This is a genomic window from Bacillus sp. 0909A (assembly GCF_036765115.1).
In the GTDB taxonomy this organism is placed as follows: domain Bacteria; phylum Bacillota; class Bacilli; order Bacillales; family Bacillaceae; genus Bacillus; species Bacillus mojavensis.
Map to the genome: position 1 here is coordinate 882,666 of NZ_JBAIZU010000002.1, position 13,760 is coordinate 896,425.

Here is a 13,760-nt window from a genome sequence, read left to right on the forward strand (position 1 = left end):
ACCAGTTTTTTGAATATTGTTACTTCGCATGAAGGATGATTTTCTTTCAGACTTTTGGATGAGAATAGAAAAAAGCTGGATCACTGCATGATCCAGCTTTTTTGAATTATTTTGCTGTTGCTTCGACAATTTCGTCAACTGTCTTCATGACATCGTCAGAAAGAGCGGCAAGGCGCTGTTCACTGTCTTGTAGAGATGTTCCTTTTACAGCGAAATAAAATTTGACCTTCGGCTCAGTACCAGAAGGACGGAGACAGAACCAAGATCCGTCTTCCAAGAAGTATTTCAGCACATTTGATTTTGGCAGGTCGATGGCTTCTTCTTTATTTTCCGTCAGAACCATCCGTTTGCTTACAGCGTAATCCTCAGCTGTTACAACCTGTTTACCGGCCATTGTTTTCGGCGGATTTTGTCTGAAGGAAGCAAGAATCGCTTCAATCTGCTCCGCTCCCTGTTTTCCTTTCAGTGTCAGTGATTTCAGTCCTTCACGATAAAAACCATATTCTTTGAAGATATTCATTAACGCTACATATAATGACGTTCCTTGTTTCTTATAGAACGCACAAACCTCAACTGCCAAAAGCGCGGCCTGAATGGCATCCTTGTCGCGGGCGAAATCACCGATTAAATAACCATAGCTTTCTTCATACCCGAATTGGAAGGTGTACTGGCCTGAGGCTTCGTATTCTTTAATCTTCTCACCGATAAACTTAAAGCCTGTCAGTGTATCAATCGTATCGAGTCCGAATGAAGATGCGACATCGCGTCCGATTTCACTTGTTACGATTGTTTTGAGAACGACGCCATTCTCAGGCAGGATTCCTTGTTTTTTCTTTTCAGAAAGCAAATAATAAAGCAGCAGCGCGCCGGTTTGGTTTCCTGTCAGCACTGTATATTCGCCTTCATCATTTTTTACCGCAATGCCAAGGCGGTCCGCATCTGGATCTGTTGCGATAAGAATATCTGCATTTTGTTCTTCGCCAAGCTTAATAGCATATTCAAATGCAGCATGCTCTTCCGGGTTCGGAGATGTTACAGTTGAAAAGTCCGGATCTGGCCGTTCCTGTTCCTTCACAACCGTGACATTTTGATAACCAAGAGCTTCGAGTCCGCGTCTGACCGGTTTGTTTGCGGTTCCATGCAGCGGAGTGAAAACCACTTTCACATCCACTTCTCTGGATAACTCAGGATGAACCGAGATAGACGTCAGTTTTTCAGTATAGACCTTATCAATTTCTTCACCGATGATCTTGATTAAGCCTTTTTCTTTTAGCGCTTCTTCATCGTCAACTGTAATTGTCAGCTCATTTTCGATGGCGTTTACCTGCTCAATGACGATGTCAGCTTCCCGCGGAGGAAGCTGACCGCCGTCATCACCGTACACTTTGTACCCATTGTATTCAGGCGGGTTATGGCTCGCCGTCACAACAATTCCCCCATAAGCGTTCAATTGTCTGACAGCGAATGACAACTCTGGCGTCGGGCGAAGCTCATCAAACACGTACGTTTGGATGCCTTGTGTAGCAAGCGTTTTTGCCGCTTCCATCGCAAACTCCGGTGATTTATGGCGGGAATCATACGCAATGACAACGCCCCGCTTTTTCGCTTCCTCACCCTGCTGCAAGATGTATGCCGCGAATCCCGCTGACGCCTTGCGCACCGTGTAAATATTCATCCGATTCGTGCCGGCGCCAATTTCTCCGCGCATCCCCCCAGTTCCGAATTCAAGGTTTTTATAGAAGCAGTCCTCAAGAGCCTGATCATTTCCCTCTAATTCAGTGAGGAGCTTTTTTAATTCAGGATCTAAATTTTCTGTCTGTTTCCAACGTTCATAGCTCTTTCTCCAAGTCATAATTCGTCCTCCTATGTATCAGCCATATGCCATTATTTTAATATGAAGAGAGCGCCTCTGTCACTTGATATCTTGAGATCCGACGCTTTCTGGCTCATAAAAGAAAAAACGGGCTGCAGACAGCCCGTTTTTTTATTGCTCGATCGGCACAACCGCATCGTGTAATAGCTTGTTAAGGTTTTCTGTATGTTTGTTTTGCGTCTGCTCATCCCACTGGAATCGCTCGCTCATAAAATCAATAACGGCGTCTTTATATGTTTTTACCCAATTAATATCAAAAAATAAACGTCCCGTTCTGCGGACAAAGAAGTCAGCAGGCGTTGCAGTCAATTCTTCTTCAATGCTGTATTCCGCCTCGGCCAGGATATGAACTGGGATATTTCGCTTCAGCGCCTCGTCTTTCAGCGCCTCGACTCGATTAAAGACACGCTCTACGTTGGAGCCGTATCTGATAGCCAGCTGTTTCGCATCTTTTTCTGATAAACCGGCCGCAATGCCTTCTTTCGTTTTCGCTGTCACAAAGGATGCAAGGTTTTTAGATCCTCCGACATGCCCGCCTGAAATCGGCATGTTTTTCGTTTTGCATGGGCCGAAGTCCTTTTCGCCTTCCTCTTTTAACCGATCACGTACAAGATCGACAATGTGCTCCGCCATTTTTCTGTACCCGGTCAGCTTACCGCCGGCAATAGTGATCAAGCCTGAATCTGACGTCCAAATTTCATCTTTGCGTGAAATCTCGGAAGGATCCTTTCCTTCTTCATGAATGAGCGGACGCAGGCCAGCCCAGCTTGATTCGATATCATCCGCTTTAATATTCAGTTCCGGGAACATGTAATTAATTGAATTGATGACGTAATCACGATCCTCAGTTGTCATGCGCGGATGCTCCAGCGCCTCTTTGTAAACGGTATCGGTTGTGCCGACGTATGTTTTGCCTTCACGAGGAATAGCAAACACCATGCGGCCGTCCGGTGTATCGAAATATACCGCCTGTTTTAGAGGAAAGACAGATTGGTCAAATACAAGATGAATACCTTTTGTATGCTGAAGGTGCTTTCCGTTTTTAGAATGGTCTTTTTCTCTAAGCTGGTCTACCCAAGGCCCTGTCGCATTGACGATTTTTTTCGCATATACTTTATATTCTTTTTTGGTCAAAACGTCTTCAATTAATACACCGACTGCTTTGCCTTTTTCATAAAGGAGTTCTTTCACTTTGGAATAATTCACAGGCTCTGCCCCGAATTTGACCGCTTCCTTCATGACTTCGATTGTCAGTCTCGCATCGTCAGTGCGGTATTCAACATAGTAGCCGCCGCCTTTTAAGCCGTCTTTTTTCACCAAAGGCTCTTTTTGCAGCGTTTCTTTTGCTGAAAGCATACTTCTGCGTTCTGATTTTTTTACGCCAGCTAAGAAGTCATAAACTCTTAAACCGATAGAGGTTGTGAAAGAGCCGAATGTGCCGCCTTTATGAAACGGAAGCAGCATCCATTCCGGTGTGGTGACGTGCGGGCCGTTTTCATAGACAATCGCCCGCTCTTTCCCTACCTCAGCGACCATTTTTACTTCAAATTGTTTTAAATAGCGCAAGCCGCCATGAACCAATTTTGTTGATCTGCTTGATGTTCCAGCCGCGAAATCCTGCATTTCGCTGAGTGCGACCTTCATTCCCCTTGATGCCGCGTCAAGAGCTGTACCTGCTCCTGTAATTCCTCCTCCGATAATAAATAGATCATATGTTTTTTTCGTCATGTCTGTCAGCATGCGATCCCGCTCAAGACTTGAAAATTGATTTTTCATTATTACGTTTCCTCCTTGTTGTCACGGTAAATAGAAAAAGAGACCACAACAGCCAAAGTGCATGTTCACACTTTGGTGCTGTGGTCTCTCCTCATCTCAGGACCGTTCTTATTAACTTGTCACCATTATAACATACTCTTATCTTATTTAAAAGCCATAGCTGCTTTAACGGCTTTTTGCCAGCCTGTATACAGCTCATTTCGTTTTTCTTCTTCCAATTTAGGTTCAAAACGCTTATCCAGTTTCCACTGGTTGATAATTTCAGAACGATCCTTCCAGAATCCCACAGCGATACCTGCCAAATATGCCGCGCCAAGCGCAGTTGTTTCATTGATTTTCGGTCGTTCCACAGGCACATCCAAAATATCCCCTTGAAACTGCATCAAAAAGTTATTTTTAACAACGCCGCCATCCACACGAAGCGTTTTCAATGAAATCTTAGAATCCGCTTCCATTGCATCAAGCACATCTTTCGTCTGATAAGCCAATGACTCCAGCGTGGCACGGATAAAATGCTCTTTTGTTGTGCCTCTTGTCAGGCCGAAAACAGACCCGCGCACATCGCTGTCCCAGTAAGGCGTTCCCAAGCCGACAAAGGCCGGAACGACATATACGCCGTCAGTTGAATCAACCTTTTCCGCGTATGATTCGCTAAGCGAAGAGTCTTGGAACATTCTCATTCCGTCTCTAAGCCATTGGATGGCTGAACCTGCGACAAAAATACTTCCTTCTAAAGCATATTCAACTTTACCGTCAATGCCCCAGGCGATCGTTGTCAGCAGCCCGTGTTCCGACTTAATTGCTTTTTCCCCTGTATTCATCAGCATGAAACATCCTGTGCCGTATGTGTTTTTCCCCATGCCTGCTTCAAAGCACGCCTGGCCGAACAGCGCGGACTGCTGATCGCCTGCCGCTCCCGCAATCGGAATATTTTTTCCGAAGAAGTGATAGTCAACTGTCTCCGCATACACATGAGAGGACGGTTTGACTTCAGGAAGCATTGATTTCGGCACGCCTAAAATCTCAAGCAGCTCATCGTCCCATTTCAAATCGTAAATATTAAACATCAACGTTCTTGAGGCATTGGAATAATCCGTCACGTGCGCTTTTCCGCCTGACATTTTCCAAATGAGCCATGTATCAATCGTTCCAAACAAGAGCTCGCCTTTTTCCGCTTTTTCTCTGGCGCCTTCCACATTGTCTAAAATCCATTTCACCTTCGTGCCAGAAAAATATGGATCTATCAAAAGACCTGTTTTATCTCTGAATGTATCATTATATCCTTTTTCACGAAGCTCCTCGCAGATTCCAGCCGTCTGTCGTGACTGCCAAACGATCGCATTATACACAGGCTTTCCTGTATCCTTATCCCAAACAACCGCTGTTTCCCTTTGGTTGGTAATGCCGATTCCGGCAATTTGAGAGGCGCTGATTCCCGATTCCGAAATGACTGATGCGATAACAGCAAGGACAGAGCCCCAAATTTCATTTGCATTATGCTCAACCCATCCTGGATGCGGGAAGTATTGTGTGAATTCCTTTTGAGCAGAGTGAACGATCTTGCCTTCTTTATCAAACAAAATCGCTCTTGAACTTGTTGTCCCTTGATCTAAGGATAAAATGTAAGTTTCCATAAGATGTCTCCCCTTTGCCTAAATATATTTTGAATTTGATAGTGTTTTAGCTGCATGTTTTTTCGTATAGCCATAGAGTCCTAACAATACCACAACTAATACAACGCTTACAATCCAGAAACTGCTCGTGATCTGCCCCCGAAACGCGGCGTTGTAAAATACACCGCCGAATGATCCGCCCAAAATCGGGCCGGCAACAGGAACCCATGCGTACTTCCAGTTTGATGATCCTTTCCCCGGAATCGGCAGAAGTGCGTGGGCAATCCGCGGACCTAAGTCGCGGGCGGGATTAATTGCATATCCCGTAGTTCCTCCAAGAGAAATACCAATAGCAACAATGAGAAAACCGACGATTAAAGGGTTAAGTCCCTCTGTAAACTCATTTGCCCCAATCGCCAAAATTCCAAGCACAAGGACAAATGTCCCAATAACCTCACTTAAAACGTTTGCGAACGTATGCGGAATGCTGGGTCCGGTTGAGAACACACCCAGCTTGGCAGCGGGATCATCGGTAGACTTCCAATGTGGCAGGTAATGAAGGTAAACAATCACCGCACCGATCATTGCTCCGATCATCTGCGCCGCAATGTAAACCGGAACCTCTTTCCACGGAAAATCACCAATAAAAGCAAATGCTATTGTTAACGCGGGATTGAGATGGGCGCCGCTGATGCCGCCGACCGCATAAGCGGCCATTGCCACACCCAATCCCCATCCAAATACAATAACAATCCAGCCAGATTGATATGAAAGCGATTTCTTTAAATTGACTCCTGCACAAACACCTGCGCCAAAAATAACAAGCAGCATCGTACCGATTAGTTCTCCCCAAAATGCTGTCATAGATAATTCCTCCTAAGGTTGCGATTAAGAAGTATGATAAGGAATAAAAAACCACAACAAACCGCTTTACGGGGGTGTATAACCTTTACCGTAAAGAGCTGCTGTGGTCTCCGGATTCTCCATCACATTGTATTAACCTAGTGCAATTGTATCAGTGGATGAAAGCGGTGTCAATCACTTTCTGTCAAAAAGTTTTCATATTTTTTCCATAATTTGGTGTTGGATGTTGTGACAGCAACGGCACCAGCTTTCAGGGCCTGTTCTACATCCTGTTCTGTGCGGATGAAACCTCCCGCAAAAATAGGGATACCTGTTTTCTCTTTAATTTCCTGAATAAGTGACGGCACGATGCCCGGCAGTACTTCAATGAAGTCAGGCTTATGCTTGCCGACAAACTCCATGCTTTTTTCCATTGCGCTTGTATCAAGCAGAAACAAACGCTGGATCGCATAAATTTTTTTCTGCTTCGCTTTTGCAATCACGTTTGATCTAGTTGAGATAATCCCCGCCGGCTTAATATCCTGGCAGATGAATTCCGCTCCGTATTCATCATGTTTGATCCCTTGAATTAAATCAACATGGACCATCATCTTCTTCCCGTGCTTTTGCGCCTCTCTGATCACACCCTTTAATTGTCCGAGATGAATATCAAGTATCACGCCGTATGAAAACGAACTGTTTAAAAACTCATCAAATTGCTTCATATTACGAATAGCCGGTAAAATAGGCTGGTTGTGAAAACTCATAGTGTGCTCCTTTAACAAATCACTTTTGTATCAAATCGTGAGTATGCTTTCCTTCACTGTTTTTACGATAAATGCAAGGTCCTCTTCTGTCAGACAAAATGGCGGGGCGAGCTGAATGACATTGTTGAATCCGGCGACTGTATCGCCGTTATTGCCAATGATCAGCCCTTTCTCTTTGCATGCCGCAACCACTTGGTTCACTTGGTCAGCGCCAGCCGGCTCTTTAGTCAGTTTATTTTTGACAAGTTCGATTCCGACCAGCAGCCCTTTCCCCCTTACATCCCCTACTGCAGGGTGTTCTCTCAAGGACTGAAGCTCACCTAAAAGCTCTGCTCCGAGATCTCGGGATCGCTGAATCAGCTGTTCGTCCTCCATAATTTGCAGGTTTTTCAAAGCCAATGCGCAGGCTGCCGGGCTGCCGCCGAATGTGTTGACGTGGCGGAAACGGTCATAGGGAGCTTCTCCTTGGTAGGCTTCAAAAATTTCCCGTTTAACCGCGGTCGCTGACAATGGCAGATACGCGCTTGTAATCCCTTTCGCCATTGTAACGATATCGGGCTTCACGCCGTAGTGCATAAATCCGAACGGCTCGCCAGTCCGCCCAAATCCGCAGATGACTTCGTCACAAATCAGCAGGGCGCCGTGACGGTGGCAGATTTCCTCCACTTTTTTCATATATCCGTCCGGCGGCATTAAAATGCCTCCGCCTGTAATAATGGGCTCCATAATGACACCGGCAATCGTTTCGCTTAATTCCCATGTCATGATACGGTCAATTTCATTTGCGCTCTCTAGCGTATCGGCGTCCTCAGGATTTCGGTAGACATCAGGCGGGGCGGCGTGCAGGAATCCTTGGCTTAACGGTTCATATTTATATTTCCGCTGTGCCTGACCGGTGGCAGAGAGCGCTCCCAACGTATTGCCGTGATAGGCTCTATATCTAGAGATGAATTTATAACGGCTGTGGTCGCCGTTTTCCAGATGGTACTGACGAGCGATCTTAAAAGCGGTTTCATTCGCTTCCGATCCGCTGTTGGAAAAGAAAATCACATAATCGCCGCCAAGCCACTCATTCAGCTTTTCCGCCAATTGAATCGCAGGGGCGTGACTTTGCGTTAACGGGTAATACGGCAATTCCTTTAATTGTTCATAGGCAGCCTCCGCAAGCTCTTTTCTGCCGTAACCAATATTAACGCACCATAAACCGGACATCGCATCAAGATAGCGGCGTCCGTCTATATCAGTCACCCAGGCGCCTTCCGCCTTTTGGGCAATCAGACTGTCCGCTTGATGCGCTCCCTTCATAGCATGCCACACGAATTGCTCATCCTTTTGCTTTAATCCCTGATTTTGCTGAATGTTTTCCATCCCCATCATCTCCATTTCATTAGCGTTCAATAAATTGAAACAGACCTTCTCTTATGTGATGTCTAGGTGATGTTTCCCTGACTTCAATATAAAGCCAGACGACAAAGGAGTCAATAAACCGCCGGGTAATTAAAACATCCTCTTTCATCAAGAAGAAAGAGGATGCAGCATCCAAAGCAGAACCGGCAAAGTGACTATGCTCAGCATTGTGCTGATAAAAGTGGCACTGGAAACGACCTCAGGCCTTGTATTAAACTGAACGGCCATTAAGGTCGTATTGGCAGCGGTCGGCATGGCCGCTACGAGAATCATAATTTGCTTCGTCATGTCATCCACAGGCAAAATCAATGTGAAGCCCAGCGCAATGAACGGAGATACCATCAGCTTCAGCAGCAGAGAATAAGAAATTGTTCTGTATTCAATATTCCTGAAAGATATCAGCGCAAGCTGCATGCCAAGAATAATCATGATCGTCGGTACCGTGGCATTTCCGACCAGTTCAATGCCTGTCATTAACTCTTTGGGAATTGAAATATGCATAAGCTGAAGTATTGTCCCTAAAAGTGCTCCGTACACCACAGGCATACGGATAACCCGAGTCATCACCGTTTTACATCCGCCTTCCTCCGAACCGCCCTTTGCAGCGTAATACATGCCGATGGTACTCATAATTAACTGCTGCAAGACCATTAACACAACAGCCGTATCCAGCCCCGCCGTCCCAAACACAAGCAGTACGACAGGCGTACCGTAATTGCCGTTATTCATAAAGGCTGATGAGAGAATCATGGCACAGCGATCTTGGTTCGAATACTTATGAAAAAAGGATAAAAAGGAGGCCAACAGCACTAGAACCAAGCATAGACCCAGCACAAAAATAGACAGATACACATAGTCCATCGTCAGCTCGTTTGAATAAAAGGTATCAAAAGCCAAAAAAGGAGACATTAAATATAAGGACATTTTGGACAGTGTCTGAATATCAAAACCGAGTGTTTTCTGTCCGATATAACCAATTGCGAAGATTCCGAAAACAGGAACTAAAACAAGCAGAAACTCCATAAGGCACCTTCTTTTCCGATGTACACATATTTATTTCTATTGTAGAGAAAGCGCGGCAGCGTTTCAATTCCGCTTTTTTTTAAAAAAGCCCGCCAATTCAGGCGGGCCTTCTCATTATTTCTTATAGTGTATGTGATATATATCACGGCGTCTGTCTTTGAGCTGGCGCACCGTTCCGTTTTGGCGCTGTCTTCTGAGAATTTCTAAGTCAACATCGCCAATGACGACCATTTCAATATTCGGGTTGGTTTCCCCAACGATGCCGTCTCTTGCAAATTCAAAATCAGAAGGAGCAAAGATGCCTGACTGAGCATATTGGATATCCATATTTTCCGTTTGCGGCAGGTTTCCAACCGTTCCGGAAATGACGGTATAAATTTGATTTTCGACCGCTCTTGCCTGTGAACAGTATCTGACACGCAAGTAGCCTTGACGGTCTTCCGTACAAAATGGCGTAAAAATAATTTTGGCGCCTTTATCGGCCGCAATGCGGGCAAGCTCAGGAAACTCAATGTCATAGCAAATTTGGATCGCAATTTTTCCGCAGTCCGTATCAAACACACGCACCTGGTCGCCCGCACTGATTCCCCACCATTTGCGTTCATTCGGCGTAATATGCAGTTTATATTGCTTCTCAATTGTTCCATCGCGTCTGAACAGGTAGGCGATATTATAAATTTTCCCTTCCTCTTCTACGAAATGAGATCCGCCGATGATGTTGACATTATACTTAACAGCCAAGTCTGTAAACAGACTGATGTAATCCTCAGTATACTCAGTAATTCTCTGTACCGCCAAGCTTGGTGAACGTTCCTCAAGGAAGGACATCAGCTGGGTTGTGAAAATTTCCGGAAACACTGCAAAATCGGATCTCGCGTCAGACGCAACATCGACATAGTACTCTACTTGATTTGCAAATTCCTCGAAGGAATAGATTTTTTTCATTTCGTATTGGATGACACAAATTCTTACAGGGAAGGCCGATTTATAATAACGCTTTGTCTGCTGCGGCAAATAATCGACATTATTCCATTCCATCAGCGTCGCATATTTGATTGAAGCTGTATCATCCGGGAGATAATCCGGGTTAATCCGCATCAGGGTAAAACCGTTCATCAGCTGAAAAGAAAGAACCGGATCGTAAATTTGATGGCGTGTTACCTGTTCAACATACTCTCTCGCCGTCATTTCATCAGCATATTTATGATAGTTCGGTATCCGTCCGCCTATGATGATGCTTTTCAGATTTAAGCGTCTTGCCAAATCCTTTCTTGCCTCATACAAACGATGGCCGATTTTCATCCGTCTGTAATCAGGATGCACCATGACCTCGATCCCGTACATGTTTAAGCCATCCGGATTGTGATTGGTGATGTATCCGTCATCTGTAATGTCCTGCCACGTATGGCGGTCATCATATTCATCAAAGTTAATCAGGAGGCTTGAGCACGAACCAATAATCTCACCTTCGAATTCTGCACAAAACTGCCCTTCCGGAAAATGCTCTAGATGGCTGATTAAATGCTCGCGCTTCCACGGCTCCATTCCTGGAAAGCAGTCCTTCTGAAGATCGATAATGTTGTCGATATCTTTCTTTTCGATATTACGGATGACCATTTTCTTTTCAAAACGGGTCAAATCTAATTTCTCAGACAATCTACTCGCTCCTTTCTATTTTTGTGCGTTCAGATGATCAAGCAATAGGGTGAGCTCCATCTCCGCCATTGATTCGAGCCTGTGATCATATTCTTCAAACATCAGGGTGCCTGTTACCTGATTCGGAACGATGACACACTTCATGCCCGCTCGCTTGGCAGCAATCGAACCATTGACGGAATCCTCGAATGCGAGACATTCCGACGGCGATACTCCAAGATTCTTTGCCGCTAACAAATACAGCTCGGGATTGGGCTTGACCTCTTCTACATCATCAGCTGTCTGAATCACTTCGAATTCGTCAAACAGGCCCAGTTGCTTCAAATGGCCGGATACCCATTTATAATCTGAGCTGGATGCCAGACCTACTTTTAAGCCTAAATCCTTTGCCGCATTCAGATACGCTTCAACACCTGGTCTCGCTTTTTCTGTTTCCATGCGTTTTGCAAACCGGTCTCTTCTCAGTTTTGTCAGCTCTTCATGGTTCAGCTTTTTGCCTATCTGCTCTTCTAAGTATTCAAATGGCCGAAATCCTGCCGCTGTTCCGATAACCTTTCCCCATACGGATAGTGGCAGTACTGAGCCATGTTCCTCAAAAATTTCCTGAAGGACTTCATATTCATGCGTTTCTGTATCAAGAATAAGCCCGTCAAAATCAAAAATTAACGCTTTTATCACTGCGTACAACTCCTTTGGCCCGAATTGAGACATATGTATACACTATACCCCGAAACGTCTCTGCTTTCAAAAAGTAAGGGTCTATGTGAAGAAAGAGCCTGCACACTGCAAGCTCTTTCTAATTAATGCAAGTTTTGATGAGAAATGTTTGTCAGCGCTTCTCCAGCAGACTCGTTCGACATCTGATTGACAGCCAGGTCTCCAAGCGCAACGATCCCGACTAGATTGTTTTGATCTACAATAGGAAGGCGGCGGATTTGGTGCTGGGCCATCAGCTGCGACGCGTCTTCCAGACTCATATTAGGATTTCCTGATACGAGGTCTGTTGACATCACTTCTGAAACGGGTGTCTGGCCATCTCGGCCCTGAGCTGTGGTTCTCAATGCAATGTCACGGTCAGTCAGCATTCCTTTTAAAACACCTTGCTCTACAACGGGAATCGCCCCGACGTTATGCTGTTTCATTAGAGAAGCCGCTTCCTGAATCGTTTGATTCGGAGAAACGGTTGCTACCTGCGTTGTCATTGAATGTTTAACTGAACTCATTGATCAGCACCCCTTTCAATCATTAGTATGTTCAGACACCGGATGATTAAAAAGGGAGTTGCAGGAAAGGTTTTGTGGTATGATTTCTCTGATGCAAAAAGAGCTTTTCTTGAAACGGAAAAGCTCTTGCTGCGAGATTATATCAGTCTTCTGTGACCGGATAAGGCTTTGTTTGTTTTCGTTTGAAAATCAGATAAAGCAAACGGAAAATATATTCCGCAATCATTCAGCAACTTGCTGTTTTTATTAAAAATGGCTTGATCACTCAAGTCATCGTGCGGTGAAGGCTTTGTCAGGATAATATGTATCATTTGTAGACAAGCCATAATTTGAAAAGCTTCTTTTAATGTTCCTTGGTAATATTGGTTATTTAAAGACAGAACGCCTTTCTTTTTAAAGCGCTGAATGTCCAGTTCGGAGAAATAAAGAGGAAATACATGATGGAAAAGCTCCATTGACAGTTCCTTGATAAAGCTTTCCTGTTCTTCAGTTGCTGCGTTCATAATTCTCACGTCTATCACCTTTCTTGCCATCGAATATCCAAAGTCTTTCTCAAGAATATCACAGAAAAAAACGCGAATGTTAAGGTAAGTGTTTCCTATGAAAAGCAACGGCCTTTCACGCGAAAAAGGAGCCATTTGATCATGAAAGAAAAAGGCAAAGGGCTAGAGCTGATAATCAGTGAAAAACAGGACGGACAATGGCTATTTTCCGTGCTGAAAACAGAGCTCAAAGCTTCTAAACCCGTTATCCAAGAATGGATGACTCATCACAATATAAAAATCAATCATGAGCCTGTCAAAAACAACATACTCGTTAAAAAGAGTGACCGCCTATTTATTGATCTTCAGGAAAACGAAGAATCCTCTGTCATACCTGAGTATGGAGAGCTTGATATTTTATTTGAAGACCGCCACATGTTAATCGTCAATAAACCAGCCGGTATTTCCACTCATCCCAATGAAGAAGGTCAAACCGGCACGCTCGCCAATTTGGTCGCATACCACTTTCAAGTAAATGGCGAAACAATCAAAGTGCGCCATGTCCACCGTCTTGATCAGGATACATCGGGCGCTGTCGTATTCGCCAAGCACCGTTTGGCGCATGCCATCTTAGATCAGCAGTTAGAGAAAAAGACGCTGAAGCGTACATATCTCGCAATTGTTGAAGGAAAACTGAAGCCAAAAAAAGGAAAGATTGATTCGCCAATTGGAAGAGACAGATCACACCCGACAAGACGGCGGGTTTCACCAGGCGGACAAGCCGCCGTCACCCATTACCGTACCCTTACTGTCAATGCGGGAGAAAAGCTCTCGCTTGCTGAATTAGAGCTGGAAACGGGCAGAACGCATCAAATCCGTGTGCATATGGCAAGCATCGGCCATCCGCTAACGGGCGATACGCTTTACGGAGGCGGGAGCCAATTTCTTAACAGGCAGGCGCTTCATGCCAAAAAGGTACAGGCTGTTCATCCGATTACCGGAGAACTGGTCGTTGCCGAGGCACCGCTTCCAGCTGATATTGAAAGTCTTTGCCATACTTATTTATCATAAAAAAAGCCGCAGAGATTGACCTGCGG

At 44.9% G+C, this 13,760-nt stretch carries 12 protein-coding genes; 1 reads left to right on the forward strand and 11 read right to left on the reverse strand.

Annotated elements, in window-relative coordinates:
• Nucleotides 1–106: 106 nt before the first annotated feature.
• The 11 genes from V6D42_RS09870 to V6D42_RS09920 form a co-directional block, all read right to left on the reverse strand.
• Entirely contained in the window at nt 107–1,852 is a 1,746-nt protein-coding gene (locus V6D42_RS09870) for a phospho-sugar mutase (RefSeq protein ID WP_333513092.1), read from the reverse strand.
• Between the two features lie 132 nt (nt 1,853–1,984).
• Nucleotides 1,985–3,652, reverse strand: a complete 1,668-nt coding sequence (gene glpD, locus V6D42_RS09875; RefSeq protein WP_333513139.1) for a glycerol-3-phosphate dehydrogenase — start codon at nt 3,650–3,652, stop codon at nt 1,985–1,987.
• Nucleotides 3,653–3,792: 140 nt separating this feature from the next.
• On the reverse strand, nt 3,793–5,283 hold the full coding sequence (gene glpK, locus V6D42_RS09880) for a glycerol kinase GlpK (RefSeq protein WP_333513093.1): 1,491 nt from the start codon (nt 5,281–5,283) through the stop codon (nt 3,793–3,795).
• An 18-nt stretch (nt 5,284–5,301) separates the two neighbouring features.
• Complete coding sequence (locus V6D42_RS09885) at nt 5,302–6,126, reverse strand: MIP/aquaporin family protein (RefSeq protein WP_268446607.1); 825 nt, start codon at nt 6,124–6,126, stop codon at nt 5,302–5,304.
• A gap of 170 nt (nt 6,127–6,296) precedes the next feature.
• Nucleotides 6,297–6,872, reverse strand: coding sequence for a glycerol uptake operon antiterminator GlpP (gene glpP, locus V6D42_RS09890; RefSeq protein WP_029441192.1), 576 nt, complete (start codon nt 6,870–6,872; stop codon nt 6,297–6,299).
• Between the two features lie 30 nt (nt 6,873–6,902).
• A complete protein-coding gene (locus tag V6D42_RS09895; protein WP_333513140.1) occupies nt 6,903–8,255 on the reverse strand; it encodes an aspartate aminotransferase family protein in 1,353 nt (450 codons plus the stop codon).
• Between the two features lie 132 nt (nt 8,256–8,387).
• The gene (locus tag V6D42_RS09900; RefSeq protein ID WP_333513094.1) at nt 8,388–9,302 is read right to left on the reverse strand and encodes an AEC family transporter; all 915 of its coding nucleotides are present in this window, start codon (nt 9,300–9,302) and stop codon (nt 8,388–8,390) included.
• Nucleotides 9,303–9,416: 114 nt separating this feature from the next.
• Nucleotides 9,417–10,958: a bifunctional GNAT family N-acetyltransferase/carbon-nitrogen hydrolase family protein gene (locus V6D42_RS09905; RefSeq protein ID WP_333513095.1), complete on the reverse strand. Its 1,542-nt coding sequence runs from the start codon at nt 10,956–10,958 to the stop codon at nt 9,417–9,419.
• A gap of 15 nt (nt 10,959–10,973) precedes the next feature.
• On the reverse strand, nt 10,974–11,636 hold the full coding sequence (locus V6D42_RS09910) for an HAD family hydrolase (RefSeq protein WP_010333524.1): 663 nt from the start codon (nt 11,634–11,636) through the stop codon (nt 10,974–10,976).
• A 122-nt stretch (nt 11,637–11,758) separates the two neighbouring features.
• A complete protein-coding gene (locus V6D42_RS09915) occupies nt 11,759–12,181 on the reverse strand; it encodes a CBS domain-containing protein (protein ID WP_010333523.1) in 423 nt (140 codons plus the stop codon).
• Nucleotides 12,182–12,318: 137 nt separating this feature from the next.
• Nucleotides 12,319–12,714: a YhcU family protein gene (locus V6D42_RS09920; protein WP_286058825.1), complete on the reverse strand. Its 396-nt coding sequence runs from the start codon at nt 12,712–12,714 to the stop codon at nt 12,319–12,321.
• A 111-nt stretch (nt 12,715–12,825) separates the two neighbouring features.
• On the opposite strand from V6D42_RS09920, the gene V6D42_RS09925 reads away from it, so the two are divergent.
• The gene (locus V6D42_RS09925) at nt 12,826–13,734 is read left to right on the forward strand and encodes an RluA family pseudouridine synthase (protein ID WP_333513096.1); all 909 of its coding nucleotides are present in this window, start codon (nt 12,826–12,828) and stop codon (nt 13,732–13,734) included.
• The last annotated feature ends 26 nt before the right edge of the window (nt 13,735–13,760 follow it).

Excerpts from the sequence above, each read along its gene's own strand:
- glpK (WP_333513093.1), bottom strand. The coding sequence starts at position 5,283 with ATGGAAACTTACATTTTATCCTTAGATCAAGGGACAACAAGTTCAAGA.
- V6D42_RS09915 (WP_010333523.1), bottom strand. The coding sequence starts at position 12,181 with ATGAGTTCAGTTAAACATTCAATGACAACGCAGGTAGCAACCGTTTCT.
- glpP (WP_029441192.1), bottom strand. The coding sequence starts at position 6,872 with ATGAGTTTTCACAACCAGCCTATTTTACCGGCTATTCGTAATATGAAG.
- V6D42_RS09925 (WP_333513096.1), top strand. The coding sequence starts at position 12,826 with ATGAAAGAAAAAGGCAAAGGGCTAGAGCTGATAATCAGTGAAAAACAG.
- V6D42_RS09870 (WP_333513092.1), bottom strand. The coding sequence starts at position 1,852 with ATGACTTGGAGAAAGAGCTATGAACGTTGGAAACAGACAGAAAATTTA.
- V6D42_RS09885 (WP_268446607.1), bottom strand. The coding sequence starts at position 6,126 with ATGACAGCATTTTGGGGAGAACTAATCGGTACGATGCTGCTTGTTATT.
- V6D42_RS09895 (WP_333513140.1), bottom strand. The coding sequence starts at position 8,255 with ATGGAGATGATGGGGATGGAAAACATTCAGCAAAATCAGGGATTAAAG.
- V6D42_RS09920 (WP_286058825.1), bottom strand. The coding sequence starts at position 12,714 with ATGGCAAGAAAGGTGATAGACGTGAGAATTATGAACGCAGCAACTGAA.
- V6D42_RS09900 (WP_333513094.1), bottom strand. The coding sequence starts at position 9,302 with ATGGAGTTTCTGCTTGTTTTAGTTCCTGTTTTCGGAATCTTCGCAATT.